We start from the raw sequence: 17,337 nt of genomic DNA, 5'->3' as shown, positions 1-17,337 counted from the left end.
GTTTGCAGTACGCAGAACAAAAATCAAACCTTTGGACAGAGTTTGCGATTGTTCACCGCTATGTCATTATGCTGGCGCGGTATAGCACGGCGATTGGTGTGTGACAGCGCAGCCCGTGCAGCCCCTGGCTAAGCTCCGCAACATATCTGACAATTCGAATAAAACCTCGATAATTCATGGACAAACACCCGCTGGAGATTAACGATGCCGCTAACCGTTGGCGTGCTGAAAGAAGCGCTTGAGGGAGAAACCCGCGTCGCCCTGACGCCGGAGATAACCGCAAAACTGCAAAAGCTTGGCGTGTCGGTGATCATGGAGCGCGGCGCTGGTGAAGGCTCGCAACTCCTCGATGAAGAATACGCCGGCGTGACACTAGGCGATGCCGCTGAGGTACTCGCGGGTTGCGAACTGTTGTTTACGGTACAGCCGCCAGCTGCGGCGATCGTCGACAAGCTCAAGGATGGCGCCACCGTTGCCGGCATCATGCACGGCCACAACAATCCCGAGCTTGTTGCCGCATTAACCCGCAAGAACCTGACCGGGTTTGCCATGGAGCTCATACCGCGCATTTCCCGGGCGCAGAGCATGGACGTGCTGTCATCGCAGGCAGCCGCCGCCGGCTATCAATCGGTGTTGATTGCCGCCATGACACTCGACAAATTTTTCCCGATGCTCACCACTGCCGCCGGCACCATTCGCCCGGCGCAGGTATTGATCATCGGCGCGGGCGTCGCCGGCCTGCAGGCAATTGCTACCGCGAAACGGCTCGGCGCTGTCGTCAAAGCGTACGACGTACGCAGCGCGACCAAAGAACAGATTCAATCACTCGGTGCCAAGTTCGTGGAAACGGGCGTGTCGGCCGATGGCGAAGGCGGCTATGCCCGCGAGCTGACCGAGGAGGAAAAGGCGCAGCAGCAGGCGGCACTCGAGAAGGAAATATCGGTCTCGGACGTTGTCATATCCACCGCCGCCATACCGGGCCGGCCAGCGCCCCGCATTATTTCAGCCGCCGCTGTAGCGGCCATGAAGCCGGGCGCCGTCATTGTCGATCTGGCGGCCGAAACCGGCGGCAACTGCGAGCTGACAGTCGCTGGCGAAACCGTCGTCAAGCACAAGGTCAAGATAGTCGGTCCGACCAACCTCGCGGCCAAACTCGGGCGTCATGCCAGTGAAATGTACGCCCGCAACCTGTTCAACTTCATTTCACCGGCAATCAAAGACGGTGAATTGAACCTTGACTGGGACGACGAAGTGTTCGCCAAGTCGGCGCTGACCCGCGATGGCAAAATCACCCACGAACCGACCCGCGCACAACTTGAAGGGGGAGCGGCCTGATGATCGACGGATTTATCGCACTCTATATATTCATGCTGGCCGCGTTTGTCGGCCATGAAGTCATCGGACGCGTTCCCGTGATCCTGCATACACCATTGATGTCCGGCTCGAACTTCGTGCACGGCATCGTGCTGGTCGGCGCCATGGTGGCACTCGGCCGGGCGGATACCACGCTCGAACTCAGCATCGGCTTTATCGGCGTTGCGCTGGCCGCAGGCAATGCCGTTGGTGGCTACGTCGTCACCGAGCGCATGCTCGAAATGTTCAAGAGCAGCAAGGGAGATAAGAAATGACAGACGTTATTTCTGTGCGCGGCCTGATTGAGGCCAGTTATTTCCTTGCGGCCATTCTGTTCATTTTCGGTCTGAAGCGGATGAGTTCGCCGACAACCGCCCGTACCGGCATCGTCTGGGCCGGCGCTGGCATGGTGGTCGCGACACTCATTACCTTCCTCTACCCGGGTATGCAGAATTACGGCCTCATGACCGTGGCCATAGCACTCGGCGGCATCCTCGCGTGGATCAGCGGCAAACGGGTTGCAATGACCGACATGCCACAGATGATCGCGCTCTATAACGGCATGGGTGGCGGCGCGGCCGCGGCTATTGCCGCTGTTGAGCTGTTTGGCGGCGAAGATCACGGCATGACCTTCGGCGTACTGGCGGTACTCGGTGGCCTGATCGGCGCCGTATCGTTCAGCGGCAGTCTCATTGCGTTCGCCAAACTGCAAGGCCTGATGAAGAGTACCGTGCGCTTCAAAGGACAGCAGGTATTCAATCTGCTGTTACTGGTCGGCACATTGGCGGTGGCAGGCTACATTGCAGTTGCGCATGCCGGCATCAGTATCGTCACCGTGTTCTTCGTGCTCGCACTGATACTGGGCATCACGATGACGCTGCCGATCGGCGGCGCGGACATGCCGGTGGTCATTTCCCTGTACAACGCCCTGACCGGCCTCGCGGTTGCCTTCGAAGGCTTCGTACTACAAAACGCCGCCATGATTATTGCCGGTACAGTGGTCGGTGCGGCCGGCAGTCTGCTAACGCAATTGATGGCCAAGGCAATGAACCGTTCGCTGGCAAACGTCTTGTTCTCCGGCTTTGGTGACACGGCGGCGGCCGCCGCCGGTGACGATACCGCCGGTGGCAGCATGAAGCCGATCGAGGCATCCGACGTGGGCGTGATGATGGCCTTTGCGAACAAAGTACTGATCGTCCCGGGCTATGGCATGGCCGTAGCTCAGGCGCAGCACAAGGTCTGGGAGCTGACACAACTCCTGATTGATCGCGGCGTCGATGTGAAGTTCGCGATCCACCCTGTTGCGGGCCGGATGCCGGGACACATGAACGTACTCCTCGCCGAGGCCGGCGTGCCTTACGACATCATTTACGATGAAACCGAGATCAACGCGGAGTTTGCAACCGCCGATGTCGCGCTGGTCATCGGCGCGAACGACGTCGTAAACCCGGTGGCGCGCACGGACCCGTCCAGCCCGATTTACGGCATGCCCATCCTGAACGCCGATAAGGCCAAGAACGTTATCGTGATCAAACGCGGTCAGGGTGCAGGCTTCTCCGGTATCGAAAATGCGCTGTTCTTCCTGGATCAGACGCGCATGTTGTACGGCGACGGTCAGGCGATGACCTCGGAACTGATCAGCTCCGTCAAATCGCTGTAAGAAAATGAACGCATGACGGGAACCGCGAGGTTCCCGTCATGCGTTCAGACCTACGGTTCGTCCCGCTCGCGACGATCCCGCACCTTCTGCCGGCGTTCTGCTCGCTGGCGCAATCGCTCCCGAACCGCCGTGCGCTGCTCCGGCGTCATGTTCTTGAAACGCTCGCGCAGGGCTTCCCGTCGTTCCGGATCCATATTGCGAAACCGCTGAAAGTTGTGCCGGATCCGCGCTTTCTCGTCTTGCGGCAAACGTGCGAATTCCAGGTAACGATCACGTATGGTCGCGCGTTCTTCATCGCTCAGGTCTTGCCACTGACTGAAACGATTCCGCACCGCCTGCCGTTCATCCGCTGACATCTGCGACCAGCGTACCGCACCCGCGGCCAATCGATTGCGACGCTCGTCGTCCAGCGAGTCCCATTCATCGGCAAACCTCGCCAGCACCGTTTGCTGCTGCTTACTCAAGTTTTCCCAGGCGGGTGCGCTCTCCTGCGCCCACACCGGCGATTGCAATAATCCCGCGATGAGGCCGCACAACAGCACTCCTGAAAAGCTCTTAACGTTCATGTTCCGACTCCTGCGATTCGTCATCTTTCGACTCGGGATCGCTATCTGCATTTTCCGCTTCGGCAGGCGCCCGGTCCCCGCTCTGCAACAGGACCCAATCGGCTTCCGTCTCTGCCCAACTGCCGAGATATTCCAGCAACTCCGCTTCCGGTAACTCGTCCGTCGCCAACACCGGCACCGCAACAAGCAGTCCGCAGCAAAGCGCTGTTGCAATGCTCCGACGTCGTTCAGCCAACGTGTCCACCGGAAATCACGCTCTCGTCCAGCCAACTGTAGAACTCGAGGTCCTCCAGCAATTCCAGACTGTCCGTGTCCAGCAATATTTCGAAATCCGCGGTCGCCGCTGGCGGCACGTAGGCCGTATCCAGATCCTCTGCCGACCAGAGCATGGCTCCCGCGATGGCGGCGACGGCAACGGATGCGGCCGCCGGGACCCAGTACGTTCGCGGCGTTTTCCGCGAGGCCTGGGACATGGCCTTCTGCCGAGCCCGATTCAGTCGCGAACGTGACTGCCCGTCCAGTGTCTGCACGCTGGTATCGAACAATGCCGCAGCGCGTTCGCTGAATCGCTCGTCGTGCGCGTCCATTGCCTGCTTATCCTGCTTGATCATTGCCAGTGTTCTCCCAGCCGCGCACGCAAGGCATGCACGGCACGTGAATAGTGCGTCTTCACACTGCCTTCGCTGCAACCCATAGCCATGGCGGTTGCAGCCACATCCAGGCCTTCGAAGGTACGTAACATGAAGGCCTCTCTCTGCCTTGCCGGCAACTCGCGCAACGCCGCTTCCAACGATTGCATCGCGGCGGCGTTGTCCAGTTGTTCCTCAGGCGTCCGGCCTGCAGGGTCCGGTGCCGCGGCAACCGGATCAAACTCGTCAGCCGGATCCCGACGACCGAAGAACACCATGACGCGTTGCTTCACAACTCTGCGTCTATGCCAGTCGCGGATACCGTTCTGCAGTATCCGGTAGAACAGCGGTGGCCACTCCGGCGGCGGGCGGTTGGGATAAACCCGCGCCAGTTTGATCATCGCGTCCTGCACGAGATCGAGTGCGTCATCGCGATCCCGCAGCGAGATTTCCGCAATACGCAGCGCACGCCCTTCGACGTCTTGCAAAAAACCGTTCAATTCGCGCTCTTGTGACAGTGACCCGTCTCCGCTCAGCGTTGCAGCGACAGACGATACCGCACATCCGCGCGTGCCGGTGCTCATCGCCGCCTGGTCACGGTCTGTCTCCCGGCGCTTGCCCCTGTTACTTTCATCAACACTCCCTGATGATGTCTAATACATCGGCTTGCGACTTAACTAACGCACTTTGCTGCGCGCGGTTGACACGCTCGTCGACGTTTTTCCCTCTCCACACCCGACTTCCTCCAGCGGTTGTTTCATCAATGACTTACACCACGACAATCGCCAACACTGCCGGCCACAGCAGCTTATGAGCCCGCCGCCGGTCCTCAAAGTCGCGGTCAACGTGCCGCTGTCCCGCTTGTTTGACTACCTGCCACCCAAGGGCGTGGACCCGGCGCGGTTGCAGGCGGGTGTGCGGGTTACCGTGCCATTTGGCCGCCAGCAGCAGTCGGCAGTCGTGATGGAAGTTGCCGACAGCAGCGAGCTGCCCCACTCGAAGCTGAAGCGGGCCCTTGCACTGCAGGATGAGGAAACGCTGCTGGGCGCGGACGACCTGTGGTTGATCCGTTTCACGAGCGAGTACTACCACCACCCGGTTGGCGAGGTCGTTGCCGCCGCTTTGCCAACGCTGTTGCGCCAGGCACGGCCACTGATCCCGACGACAGAGCAGGTCGTGCTGACCCCGGCGGGACGCAATGCGAGTGACGCTGTTTTGTCGCGACGAGCACCGAAACAAGCCGAACTGCTCGACGCGCTGCTACGCCGCGGCAAAGCCACGGTCAGCGAACTGGACGAACGCCTGCCGCAGTGGCGGCGCAGCCGCAAAGCCTTGCTCGACAAAGGCTGGATACAGATCGACGAAATTGCCGATGTGCCACCCCCGCCCGGCCGGGAAGCGGCCGAACCCGGTCCCGAACTGAACCGCGAACAACGCGCGGTGCTGGCCGACATGCGCAGTCATGCCGACTTCCGCGTCACCGTGCTCGACGGCGTTACCGGCAGCGGCAAGACCGAAGTCTATTTGCACCGCATGCAGGACGTCCTCGCACAGGACAAACAGGTGCTGATCCTGGTACCCGAGATTGGCCTGACGCCGCAGTTCGTGCGCCGCCTGCGCCGTCGCCTGGGTATCGAGCCTCTGCTGCTGCATTCTTCACTGACGGACAATGAGCGGCTGAATGCCTGGCGCATGGCCCGGGACGGCAGTGCGCCGCTGCTGTTGGGCACCCGTTCCGCCATTTTCACGCCGCTGGCCCGCCCCGGCCTGATCGTCGTCGACGAAGAACACGACAGCTCCTACAAACAGCAGGAAGGTTTGCGCTATTCCGCGCGCGACCTCGCGGTTGCGCGAGCCAAGCAGTTGAATATCCCGGTTATTCTCGGCAGTGCCACGCCGTCGCTGGAAACCCTGCAACGCTGCCGCCAGGCCGCGTACCGGCACCAGGTACTGTCGCAGCGGGCAGGCAACGCCGCGCCGCCGTTGTTGCGGCTCGTGGACCTTGCGCGCTACCCCAGCAATGACGGCCTGTCCGACCCGTTATTGCGCGCGCTCGACAAACACCTGGGCGAAAACGGGCAGGCATTGATCTTTCTCAATCGTCGCGGCTTCGCACCAACCTTGATTTGCGGCGGCTGCGGCAAGATCGCCGAGTGCAACCGCTGCGACGCCCGTATGACCGTGCACGCGGCCCGCAATGCACTGCATTGCCACCACTGCGGCGCGCGCCGGGCGCTGGATGCCAGTTGCAGCGATTGCGGCAGCGCCTGTCGCCCGCTCGGTCAGGGTACGGAACGCATTGAAGGCGTGCTGGCCGCGCGCTACGGCGACGAGTCGGTGACCCGCATAGACAGTGACAGTACGCGGCTGAAAGGCACGATGGACAAAGCACTGGCGCGTGCCACCAGTGGCGATGCCCGCATACTGGTTGGCACGCAGATGCTCTCCAAAGGCCACCACTTTCCGAAGTTGACGCTGGTCGGCGTCGTCAATGCCGATCAAGGCCTGTTCAGCACCGACTTTCGTGGCGGCGAACGCCTTGCACAAAGCCTCACCCAGGTTGCCGGGCGTGCCGGCCGGGAACGTCGCCAGGGTGAAGTCATCATCCAAACCGCATTTGCCAGCCACCCGTTCTGGAACCGTTTGCTGTCCGGCGGCTACGCTGATGTGGCGGACTACTCTCTGGCCGAACGGGAAGCCGCCGCCTGGCCGCCGTACTCGCGCCTGGCGCTGATCCGGGCGTCGGCCATGCAGCGTGATCATACTCACGAGTTTCTCAACGCGGCACGCAACAAGGCCGAGCAACTCGGTTTCGACCAGGTGCGGTTGCTGGGGCCAGTCAGCGCACCGATGGAACGCCGCGCCGGCCGCTACCGTGCTCAGCTGCTCTTGCAGAGCGGTAGCCGGCAGGCGTTGCACGGCTTGCTCGACGCCCTGGTTCTGGCACTGGAGTCGAGTAAATCGGGGCGTCGCGTTCGTTGGTCGGTGGACGTGGACCCGGTGGAGCTGTTTTAAAAGCACTGACAACCGCGGTTGTACCGGTACAGTGGAATTTAGCCGACCGGCGTCACTTTTCGATCCAGCCGCGTTAGAATCGCTGCCTCGCCGCGATCTCGCGACCCTTTCTCTGTTCGGACTCAGACTTTGAAAAGCAGTATTGCAGAACTACTAGAGCAGGCACTGGCTGCCATGCCTGAACTTGATGATGCGCCTGAATTCGCCTCTCTCAGCACGACCGTGGAACGCACCCGCGATCCTCGCCACGGTGATTTCGCCAGCAATATCGCGATGCGTTTGGCGAAAGCCGCCGGTCGCAATCCGCGCGAACTGGCGGCGGCGATCATTGAGCGCCTGCCTGCCAGCGAGCTGATTGCCAAAGCCGAGATTGCCGGGCCCGGCTTCATCAATTTCCATGTGGGGCCGGCTGCGTTTCACCGCGAAGTGCGCGAGGTTCTGCGGGTCGGCAGCGATTACGGTCGGCAAGCTGCCCGCGAAACGCCGACTGTATTGCTGGAGTTTGTTTCGGCCAATCCGACAGGACCACTGCACGTGGGTCACGGTCGGCATGCCGCGTACGGCGCAACCCTCGGCAACTTGCTGAAAGCCGCCGGCTTCAAAGTCGCGACCGAGTATTACGTCAATGATGCCGGCCGCCAGATGGACATACTGGGCGTCAGTGTCTGGTTGCGGGTCCTTGAGGGCCAGGGCCTGGCCATTCCTTTCCCGATCGCCGGCTACAAAGGCGAGTACATCAACGACATCGCCGCCACAATCGACAGCACTACGTTACCGTCGGTCAGTGCGGCCGACGTTCTGGACGGTCTGCCGGACGACGGTCCCGACGGCGACAAAGAGGCCCGGATCGGCGCATTGATTGAGCGCGCGACGGAGCTGCTGGGTGAGGAAGCGTTCCTCGCACTGCGTCAGCAATCGCTGGACTCCATACTCGTCGATATTCGTGACGACCTCAGCGAGTTCGGTGTCGAATTTGATCGCTGGTTTTCAGAACGCAGCCTGACGGACGACGGTCGGATCGACGAAGCCCTCGAAGTCCTCAAGAACCGGCAGATGCTCTACCAGAAGGACGGTGCATGGTGGTTTCGTGCGACCGACTTCGGCGATGAGAAAGACCGGGTTGTTGTGCGCGAGAACGGCAAGAAAACCTATTTCGCGTCGGACATCGCCTACCACTTTGACAAGCGCAAGCGCGGCTTCGATCATTTGCTGGACGTGCTGGGTGCTGACCATCATGGCTACATCGCGCGGGTGCGTGCCGGGCTTGAAGCCATGGGCTACGGTGGCGATGACCTCGAAGTGCAGCTCGTGCAGTTCGTGACCCTTTACCGTGGCGGCGAGAAGATGCAAATGTCCACCCGCTCCGGTGAGTTCGTGACCTTGCGTCAGCTGCGCGAAGAAGTCGGCAACGATGCAGCACGCTTTTTCTACGTCATGCGCTCGAACGAGCAGCACCTCGATTTTGACATGGAGCTTGCCAAGAGTCGCTCGAATGACAATCCGGTGTACTACATTCAGTACGCGCATGCGCGGGTCGCGAGCGTGTTCCGACAGCTCGCCGAACGCAGCCTGGACTACGCGGAAGCCAACGGCCTGAACAATCTCGCAGCGCTCACTGAGCCACAGGAGAAGGCGCTGATGTCGACGCTTTCCCGGTACCCGGAGATCATCGAGCTCGCCGCCAGCAACAGGGCGCCGCAACACCTGGTGCACTACCTCCGTGACCTGGCCAATGAATTTCATACCTACTACAACGCGCACCTATTCATCGTCGACGATGCCGCATTGCGCGACGCGCGCCTCGCGCTGATCAGCGCAACCCGCATAGTCATCGCCAGCGGTCTTGGCATACTGGGCGTTAACGCGCCCGATTCGATGTAAGCGCATGGCACGCAAACGCAAGAGACGCGCCAGCAAGGAAGCCTACCCGGGTTGGGTGTGGATGCTGTTTGGACTGGGCGTCGGGCTCTCGGTAGCACTCGCCTTGTACCTTCGCGATACCGTGCCCGCAGGCACGCCGGCACAGGCGACGAACCGCCCGGCAGAAGTAAAAAAAGCACCCGCTGCCGCGCCAGCTGCCGCCGCGCTGGACCGCAACGGCGAAAACAGCGAAGAAGCCCCGGCGCAGCGCTTCGAGTTCTACAACATGCTGCCGAGTTTCGAGGTGGTCATTCCGGAGCAGGAAGCGGATGCAACGCCCGATCGACAACCGCAGGCCGTTGTCGAACCCGGCATTTACGTGCTGCAGGCCGGGTCTTTTTCCCGCTATGAAGACGCCGACCGGCGGCGGGCACAACTGGCGCTGCAAGGCATCGAGTCCACCATACAGCGGGTCGCCATTGATGAGCGGACCTACCATCGTGTACGCATCGGCCCCATCAAGGACCTCGATCAGCTGAACGTGCTGCGTAGCCGACTCAGACAAGCGAACATTGACGTATTGCGGATCCGGCTGGGTGATTAACAGTCGCCGCATTGCGGCACTACTGGCCATCGGCCTCCTGCTGGCCGGTTGCGTCTCCGGGCCACAGGCGACGCACGAAACAGCGCCGACTCAGTCTGCCACCGACGCAGAAGCGACTCGTGAGACTGCGGTCGTCGAGCCCGCAGCCGAACAGTCACCGGCCGCCACGACGGCACGGCGCACAAAGCCCGACATCCGGCGGCTGTCGATTGCGATGGTCGGCGACATGATGCTGGGTACCGATTACCCCGAGAATCGCCTGCCGGATGATGACGGCGCTGCTTTTCTCTCCCACGTAGCACCAATACTCAGCGCGGCCGATATCGCGATCGGCAACCTTGAAGGGGTACTGGTCGACGGCGGGACACCCGCCAAAGACTGCCAGAACCCTGCCGCGTGCTACCTGTTTCGCTCGCCAACACGGTACGCACAGCATTACGTCGATGCCGGCTTCGACGTGCTGAGCCTTGCCAACAACCACGCCCGGGATTTCGGTGAGGAAGGGCGCAGCGCAACGATGCATACGCTGGATCAGTACGGCATCCTGCACTCCGGCAGGGAAGGTGATTTCGCGAGCTTGAGTGTGCACCGGCTGTCCGTTGCGGTACTCGCGTTTGCTGTCACGCAGGAGTCGAACCTACTGCACGACTATGAGAAAGCTGCCGCTACCATTGCTGAATTTGCCGGGAGTCACGACATTGTTATCGTCAGCTTTCACGGCGGAGCCGAAGGTCGTGACGTACTGCATGTGCCATTTGGCGAGGAAGAGTATTACGGCGAACCGCGCGGTGACGTCGTGCGTTTTGCGCGGCTGGCCGTGGACGCCGGTGCCGACCTGGTCTTCGGTCACGGCCCGCACGTCGTGCGCGCAATGGAACTCTACAAGGACCGGTTGATCGCCTACAGCCTGGGTAACTTCGCCACGTATTACGGCATCAGTGTCAGCGGCCTGAAGGGCGTCGCACCAATCCTCGAAGCCGAACTGAACTATCAGGGTCGCTTTATCGAAGGCCGCATTCACTCGACCGTGCAGGTCCGGCCGGGCGGACCGCGGCTGGACCCGACGCAAAAAGCATTACAGGTGATACGTGACCTGAGCGCTGCCGATCTGACCGACTCCGGGTTGATCTTTACTGACGACGGTCGCCTGCTGAACGGTCAATGATGCCGGTCGTGCCGACAGTCAGTCGTCAGCACCACTAACCGAACGAAAATCGACGCCGAGTGAACGCAGTTTGCGGTACAGGTGCGTTCGTTCCATACCGACGCGTTTTGCCAGCTTGCCGACCTTGCCGTCACACAACACCAGCTGTTGTTGCAAATAGGCCCGCTCGAACTGCTCACGCGCTTCGCGTAACGGCAGGGCCAGCAGATCCTGCTTGACCAACGGCTCATCGGCGCGCGCTACTGCACTGACTTCACGCTCGATTTCATCCAGCGTGATCTCTTCGTCGGTTCCGGTCATCAACAACCGTCGAACCAGGTTTTTGAGCTCACGCACATTGTCCGGCCACGGATAGTTTCGCAGCCGGTTCTGCGCCGCCACACTGAAGCGGCGGAACCGCAGATCTTCACTGTCCACGAGCTTGTCGACGTAGTAGGACAACAGCTCCGGCACGTCTTCTGAATATTCCCGCAACGGTGGGACCCGCAGACTCAGGACATTCAGATTGGCGAACAGCTCGCGTCGCAGGCGGCCGGCGTCCAGTGCCGCTTCAAAATCCGCGCTGACCGTGGCCAGTACGCGGGTCCGCAGTTCGATCGGCTGATTGCCGCCTTTGCGCATGAAACGACCTTGTTCCAGGATGCCGATAATCAGCTTTTGTGCGGCATCGCTCAGGTCGGTGAGTTCTTCGATAATCAGCGTGCCGCCAGCAGCGCGCTCAAAATAGCCCGGGTTGATGCCGGATTGATCTTCACTGCCCAGGAGCTGTTCTTCCGCATTGCTCTCCGTCAGCGAGGCCGCCAGCAGAATCTCTATGTCGCCGTCCGAGCGATTGCTCATGGCATGGATATATCGGGCAAACGCACCGCGCCCGGTCCCCGGCTCACCGAACAGCAAGACCGGTGATTCGTGACCGGCATACTGCTGAACGGTCTCGCGGAGACTCTTCATCATCTTGCTGCGGCCAACCGGTGCCAGCAATGACGGCAGCGTGTGCCGCGATGTTCCGGCTTTACGCCGGGCATCCTCCAGCGCCCGTTCGACGGTGCGCAGCAGCTTGGCGATTGACAGCGGCTTCTCCACAAAATCGAAGGCACCCAGGCGGGTCGCCTCGACCGCGGTGTCGACCGTGCCATGTCCGGACATGATCACGACCGGGCAGTCGAGCGCACCCTGTTCGGACCATTCGCGAAGCAAGCTGATGCCATCCGTGTCCGGCATCCAGATATCAAGTAACACCAGGCTGAAACGGTCAGCAGCGCGTGCCGCGCGTGCGGCGGCGGCATCCTGGGCCACCGTCACCTTATAGCCTTCCTCTGTGAGGATTTCCGATATCAACGCGCGTATGTCGGACTCATCGTCCACAACCAGCACATGTGACGTGCTCATGCTCTTTCCCTCCGTTTTTCTGCGCGTCCCGGCATCATTGCGATCATTGCTTCGCGTGCGGATTCACTGACTGGCAGGAGTATGCGAATGATCGCACCCCCCTGTTCCCTGTTTTCTGCTTCGATGACGCCGGCATGTTCCTCAACCAGTTTTTTAACGATGGCGAGGCCGAGTCCGGTGCCCTTGGGCTTCGTTGTGACGTACGGATCGAATATCTGGCTTAGTGGGCCAAGCTTGAATCCGGGTCCGTTATCTTCGACGACTATTTCTATTACTTGTACGCCGATGTGTTCAGTCGTGCGAAAGCTTACGTCGATGCGGCCGTCATCGCCATTCTCAAGAGCTTCAATCGAATTGCGCAGCAAATTGTGCAGTATCTGTCGCATGCGGCCCATATCGGCCTCGACGTCCGGCAGTTCGCCCTCGATATCGAGCACAATCTTGACGTTGCTTTCCTGGGCGCGGTACAGGTCGACCACTTCATGCGCCAGCCGACTGATACTGAACTTGTTGATATCCATGTCCGGCGCACGCGCGTATTCGCTGAAGGCGTTGACCATCTCCTTCATCGCTTCCACTTGCTGCACAATCGTATGCGTTGCCCGATCGAGAATCTGCGCCTCATCCGGCGACATGGTCTTCAGGTACTTGCGGCGTAATCGCTCGGCCGACAACTGTATGGGCGTCAGCGGGTTCTTGATTTCGTGCGCCAGTCGCCTGGCGACTTCGCCCCACGCCGCATCACGCTGCGCCTGCAGCAGTGCAGTGATGTCATCAAACACGACCACAAACCCCGGGTCGTGGTCCTCGTCACCGGGCAAAGCAGTACACGCGCAGGTCAGCACACGTCGGCCAACCTCACCGCGCAACACGATCTGCTCGCGCCACTCGCGCTCACCGGCGTTGAGGCGTACCCGCGCGACATCCACGAATTGCTCCAGCAAGGGCTCACCACGAGCGACATCGGGCAGAAATTCGCCGACCCGCGTTTCCAGGTTGACGTTGAGAATGGCCCCGGCTGCCTGATTCGCCGTCCTGATTCGAAGATCGGACTCCAGCGAAACGACCCCCGTGGACAGGCGCGCGAGAATAACCTCAAGGTTCGCACGTTCCGCTTCCACCTGCGCCTGGCTGAGGCTGGCCTGGCGGCGCGCCGTCGACAAGCGTTGCGTCATGTCATTGAACGAGCTGATCAGAAAACCGATCTCATCGCGCGACGGGGTTGGCAATCGGGTATCAAAATCGCCTTTTGCAACCGCCCGGGTACCCGCCACCAGGTCCTGGATCGGCGCGATAATGCGTCGCGAAAAAACGAATGCGCCGTAGATCGAGGCGAGCAGCGAGAGCATCAGGACAACCGTCAGGGTCATCGTGAAGCTGCGCTTCAATGGTTCCCGCAGGTATTCCGCGAGCTTGTAGTCACTGTAGGACGAATCGACGCTGTCGGCCATGCGACTGATACGTTCCGATACCGGGTAACGTGCCTGCAACAAGCCGATCAGTTCCGGACGATTGCGACTGCCGATCGGCACTGCCGTGCGTATTTCGTAACGTCCTTCCTGCAACGGGTAGAGGCGCACATAGGGCCGGTTCTGCTGAATCTGCAACAAGACTTCGTCCGTGGGCGCAACCGGGACGGCACCTGCGGCCAGATCGGAACTGGTCGCCAGAATCTGGCGGTTGCGACCGAACAACGTGATTTCGTTGGCCCCGCTCTGCCGGCGCAAATTGCTTAGTTCGAAAATAACCTGGCTGAAGCTGACCTGTTCCAGATGCTCGGCAATGCGCGTAGTGCTTTCGAGCTGGTCACGCATCTGCATTTCCAGCGCCGCCCTGCTGAGCGCGAGCGCGTCATCCAGCCCGGCCTCGACTTCGACGTTAAACCAGGTATCGATACCGCGATTGATAAACTGCATCGAAAAATAGAACACCACCAGCAGCGGTACAGCAGCGAGACCAACGAACATCGCCACCATGCGGGCTTTGAGTTTCGAGCCTGGCACGTGGGCTCGGTAGTCGCGGAACAAACGCGCGAGATTGCCCACCATCAGCGCGAACAACACCAGAACGCCGGCAACGTTGATCAGCAGGATGTAGACGTACAGGCGATCGAATTCCTGCGAGTTCTGCGCCGTACGGCTCAGCAAATAGAGCGCGCCCAATGCCAGCCCGAAGCCCAGTGCCCCGAGCGTTCCGTAGAGGAAGCGCTTTAGCGTTCGAGTTGCCATTCGAACCAGTCACTCTTCAATTGCCATTGGTCGCGCCAGAAAAACAGCATGCGCAGTGGTGCAGGGTATTGTTGAGTACTGAGCAGTGCCTGCAGGCGCATGCGGTAGCGGCTGTCAGGATCCAGAATCGCATCATCGACCACTGGCAGATTTTCCAATCGGCCCAGGCTGTTCAACGCCGAATACAGGGTTGCGAATGAGTCCTGATTGGAACTGTTGAGATTGCGCACGATATAGCGCTGGCTTAGCGGCCGGTATTCCAGTTCGTAACGAAGATCGAGTTCAGCGTCGACGGCGTCCGGCATGAAGCGGCGTACGCGAATGACCTCCAGGTTCAATTCAATGGTCAGCGGCACGCCGTTGTTGAGCGCGTTCAGCGCTTCATCGCTCAGGACCAGTTGCAATCGCGCATCCAGCACCTGCACCCCCTCTGCCAGATGGGTGCTCGCCGACCGAACCTGAAAATACCCCTGCCGATCGCCACGGCTTTGCGCAAGCGCGGTTGCCAGCCCCAGCATAAACAGCAGGGTCAGCAAGGCGGCGAAGCGGGTATTCAGTGCTCGGCTCATTCGGGGGTTACTGATGCTTTTGTAAGACAGGCGAAGTAGAAACCATCCAGGCGCTCTGTGCCGGGCAATATCTGCCAGCCCGCAACCTTGCGGCACATTAGAGCGCGGACGTTGTTATTTGGCAACAAAGCTTCCTCTTGCGCATCGGCCTGCCCCATGAGGAACTTTGACACGACCACGTCATTTTCTGCGGCAAACACTGAACAAGTGACATACAGCAGGCGTCCACCCGGCGCGAGCAACGGCCACAACGCCGACAGCATGTCGAGCTGCCGACCTGCCAGCGCCTCGATATCCGAGTCACGACGCAGCAGGCGTATGTCCGGGTGCCTTCTTATTACCCCGCTGGCGGAACACGGCGCATCCAGCAGGATGCGCTCGAACGGGACTCCATCCCACCACGCCTCTGGCTTAGATGCATCAGCACAGACCAGGGTTGCATTTCCACCTGTTCGATCGAGCGTTTCGCGCACCCGCTCGAGGCGCGCGGCATCACTGTCGATCGCTGTTAGAACCGCATTGGGCCCCGCCAGTTCCAATAGATGTGCAGTTTTTCCACCGGGCGCGGCGCAGGCATCCAGAATTCGGCCATTGCCGTAGCCGTCCAACAGCCAGGGGGCGGCAAGCTGGGCGGCACCGTCCTGGACTGACACCGTGCCTGCCGAAAAGCCGGGCAGCTCATCCACCGGCAATGCCTCGGCCAGACACAGCGCCGAATCCAGACCAGGCGTCATCCCCGCCGGCGTGTCCAGACCAACAGCATAGGTCTCCGGGTCTATGGGCCCGGGCTTGAGCCGCAGCCACATTGGCGCACGCTCATTGTTGGCGGCAACTATCGCCGGCCACTGCTCCGGCCAGTCGGCTTGCAGGCGCTGCAACAGCCACAGCGGGTGGTTGCACTGTGCTTCGTCGCCCTCACCGACCGGGGTTTCGCGTTGATAGCGGCGCAAGACAGCGTTCACCAGGCCGGCAAATTTCGGCAGCCGCAGCAGCCTTACTGCCTCGACGGTCTGTGACACAGCAGCGTGCGGCGCGACCCGGGTGTGCTGCAGTTGCGCGAGACCGACAGCAATCAGGTCCTCAATCAGCGCATCCCGCCGCGCCAATGGCTTCGACAGCAGAGCGGCGATTTGCGCCCGCAGTTGCCAATGGTGACGTAAGGTCTCGTAGCACAGGTGCCGCAATAGCGGATGATCCGCGCTCGCCACCCGCTGCTCTGCGGTGGCCAGTGCTTCGTCGAGCGAGCGGCCGTTGCTGCGTACGGCATTGACCGCTTTCGCAGCCTCAGCGCGCAACAAGACCCCGCTCTTGCTGGCCGCCATCAGTTTGAATCGGGTGCAGGCAGGAGTGACAGCCCGACCAGCGGTCGTTGTGCTGCGAACTCCGCCGCGCTGACCCGGCGGCGACCGGCGCGCTGTACCTCGTGCAAGCGCAGCACACCGTCACCGCACGCAACATCGATACCGTCGCGACCGGCGGCGACAATTTCGCCGGCGGGAGCTGTGACAGAGGCCTGCACGGTCGCCGTCCAGCACTTGATGAGTTCGTCGTCCAGCATGAAGCGCGCGCCCGGTACCGGCGAGTACGCCCGCACCGCGCGCGCAAGCTCAATCGCGGGGCGCTGCCAGTCGAGTACGCTGTCACTGGTCTCTATCTTGCCGGCATAGCTGGCAAGCGTTTCGTCCTGCGCATGCGCTGACAGACGGCCAGCGAGAATGTTGTCCAATTGCCCGACCAGCAGCTCCCCGCCGAGCGCCGCCAGACGGTCGTGCAGTTCACCGGCTGTTTCATCGGCAGCAATAGGGATAGAAGACATTGCAAAGACCGGCCCGGTATCCAAACCGGCCTCCATCTGCATGAGACTGATCCCGGTCTGGCTATCGCCAGCGAGGATCGCCGCCTGAATGGGTGCAGCGCCACGCCAGCGCGGCAACAGCGACGCATGCACGTTAAGGCAACCGAGTCGCGGTATATCCAGCACGGCTTGCGGAAAGATCAGCCCGTAGGCGGCAACGATAATCAGGTCGGGCTTCAGGTCGGCCAGTTCCTGCTGTACGGCGGCTGGCTTGAGTGACAGCGGCTGGCGGATTAGCAGCCCGTGTTCCAGGGCGAACGCTTTGACCGCGGACGCCGCAACGCCTCGGCCGCGGCCCTTAGGGCGATCCGGCTGCGTGTAGACAGCCAGCGGCCGCAGACCCGAGTCGACCAGTGCTGCCAGGGACGCTCGGGCAAAATCCGGCGTACCGGCAAACACCACTCTTGGGTCGGTCATGATCGTGTTCTGCTGACGCGCGTACGG

At 61.1% G+C, this 17,337-nt stretch carries 16 protein-coding genes; 7 read left to right on the top strand and 9 right to left on the bottom strand.

Features of this window, described 5'->3' with window-relative positions; translation table 11 throughout:
- The first annotated feature begins 204 nt into the window (after positions 1-204).
- From BA177_RS00565 to BA177_RS00555, 3 genes are read left to right on the top strand one after another with little or no spacing between them, the layout of a single operon-like run.
- Positions 205-1,335 (top strand): Re/Si-specific NAD(P)(+) transhydrogenase subunit alpha, encoded by a 1,131-nt coding sequence (locus tag BA177_RS00565; protein ID WP_068611784.1) that lies wholly within the window; start codon positions 205-207, stop codon positions 1,333-1,335.
- Positions 1,332-1,628: an NAD(P) transhydrogenase subunit alpha gene (locus BA177_RS00560; RefSeq protein ID WP_197493401.1), complete on the top strand. Its 297-nt coding sequence runs from the start codon at positions 1,332-1,334 to the stop codon at positions 1,626-1,628. Before BA177_RS00565 ends, BA177_RS00560 begins: the two co-directional genes overlap by 4 nt.
- A complete protein-coding gene (locus BA177_RS00555) occupies positions 1,625-3,013 on the top strand; it encodes an NAD(P)(+) transhydrogenase (Re/Si-specific) subunit beta (RefSeq protein ID WP_068611779.1) in 1,389 nt (462 codons plus the stop codon). Before BA177_RS00560 ends, BA177_RS00555 begins: the two co-directional genes overlap by 4 nt.
- 50 nt (positions 3,014-3,063) lie before the next feature.
- Here BA177_RS00555 and BA177_RS00550 read toward each other — a convergent pair whose 3' ends face one another.
- The 4 genes from BA177_RS00550 to BA177_RS00535 are packed head-to-tail and all read right to left on the bottom strand — an operon-like array spanning position 3,064 to position 4,792.
- Positions 3,064-3,579, bottom strand: a complete 516-nt coding sequence (locus tag BA177_RS00550; RefSeq protein WP_068611777.1) for a DUF3106 domain-containing protein — start codon at positions 3,577-3,579, stop codon at positions 3,064-3,066.
- On the bottom strand, positions 3,569-3,814 hold the full coding sequence (locus BA177_RS18465; protein WP_156762622.1) for a hypothetical protein: 246 nt from the start codon (positions 3,812-3,814) through the stop codon (positions 3,569-3,571). Before BA177_RS18465 ends, BA177_RS00550 begins: the two co-directional genes overlap by 11 nt.
- Positions 3,807-4,190: a DUF3619 family protein gene (locus tag BA177_RS00540; RefSeq protein WP_068611773.1), complete on the bottom strand. Its 384-nt coding sequence runs from the start codon at positions 4,188-4,190 to the stop codon at positions 3,807-3,809. Before BA177_RS00540 ends, BA177_RS18465 begins: the two co-directional genes overlap by 8 nt.
- On the bottom strand, positions 4,187-4,792 hold the full coding sequence (locus BA177_RS00535; protein ID WP_082989727.1) for an RNA polymerase sigma factor: 606 nt from the start codon (positions 4,790-4,792) through the stop codon (positions 4,187-4,189). The genes BA177_RS00540 and BA177_RS00535 overlap by 4 nt, the downstream gene beginning before the upstream one ends.
- A gap of 226 nt (positions 4,793-5,018) precedes the next feature.
- On the opposite strand from BA177_RS00535, the gene BA177_RS00530 reads away from it, so the two are divergent.
- The 4 genes from BA177_RS00530 (at position 5,019) to BA177_RS00515 (ending at position 10,852) form a co-directional block, all read left to right on the top strand.
- Positions 5,019-7,223, top strand: a complete 2,205-nt coding sequence (locus BA177_RS00530) for a primosomal protein N' (protein ID WP_068611771.1) — start codon at positions 5,019-5,021, stop codon at positions 7,221-7,223.
- 129 nt (positions 7,224-7,352) lie between these two features.
- Positions 7,353-9,104, top strand: coding sequence for an arginine--tRNA ligase (gene argS / locus BA177_RS00525; protein ID WP_068611769.1), 1,752 nt, complete (start codon positions 7,353-7,355; stop codon positions 9,102-9,104).
- A 4-nt stretch (positions 9,105-9,108) separates the two neighbouring features.
- Positions 9,109-9,687 (top strand): SPOR domain-containing protein, encoded by a 579-nt coding sequence (locus BA177_RS00520; RefSeq protein ID WP_068611768.1) that lies wholly within the window; start codon positions 9,109-9,111, stop codon positions 9,685-9,687.
- Complete coding sequence (locus BA177_RS00515) at positions 9,680-10,852, top strand: CapA family protein (protein WP_068611765.1); 1,173 nt, start codon at positions 9,680-9,682, stop codon at positions 10,850-10,852. Before BA177_RS00520 ends, BA177_RS00515 begins: the two co-directional genes overlap by 8 nt.
- An 18-nt stretch (positions 10,853-10,870) precedes the next feature.
- Here BA177_RS00515 and BA177_RS00510 read toward each other — a convergent pair whose 3' ends face one another.
- The 5 genes from BA177_RS00510 to fmt are packed head-to-tail and all read right to left on the bottom strand — an operon-like array spanning position 10,871 to position 17,310.
- Positions 10,871-12,241, bottom strand: a complete 1,371-nt coding sequence (locus tag BA177_RS00510; protein ID WP_068611763.1) for a sigma-54-dependent transcriptional regulator — start codon at positions 12,239-12,241, stop codon at positions 10,871-10,873.
- Positions 12,238-14,469: a sensor histidine kinase gene (locus BA177_RS00505; RefSeq protein ID WP_082989726.1), complete on the bottom strand. Its 2,232-nt coding sequence runs from the start codon at positions 14,467-14,469 to the stop codon at positions 12,238-12,240. Before BA177_RS00505 ends, BA177_RS00510 begins: the two co-directional genes overlap by 4 nt.
- Positions 14,451-15,038, bottom strand: a complete 588-nt coding sequence (locus BA177_RS00500; RefSeq protein WP_068611759.1) for a DUF4390 domain-containing protein — start codon at positions 15,036-15,038, stop codon at positions 14,451-14,453. The genes BA177_RS00505 and BA177_RS00500 overlap by 19 nt, the downstream gene beginning before the upstream one ends.
- Positions 15,035-16,360, bottom strand: a complete 1,326-nt coding sequence (gene rsmB, locus BA177_RS00495; protein WP_068611757.1) for a 16S rRNA (cytosine(967)-C(5))-methyltransferase RsmB — start codon at positions 16,358-16,360, stop codon at positions 15,035-15,037. Before rsmB ends, BA177_RS00500 begins: the two co-directional genes overlap by 4 nt.
- Positions 16,360-17,310 carry a methionyl-tRNA formyltransferase gene (gene fmt, locus BA177_RS00490; protein ID WP_068611755.1) on the bottom strand — a complete coding sequence of 317 codons (951 nt, stop codon included), beginning with the start codon at positions 17,308-17,310 and terminating at the stop codon, positions 16,360-16,362. Before fmt ends, rsmB begins: the two co-directional genes overlap by 1 nt.
- Positions 17,311-17,337 lie beyond the last annotated feature (27 nt).

Origin of the sequence: Woeseia oceani, from assembly GCF_001677435.1 — a bacterium.
Lineage (GTDB): Bacteria > Pseudomonadota > Gammaproteobacteria > Steroidobacterales > Woeseiaceae > Woeseia > Woeseia oceani.
Note: the sequence above shows the minus strand (reverse complement) of the source record. Positions and strands in the feature narration are given on the sequence as shown.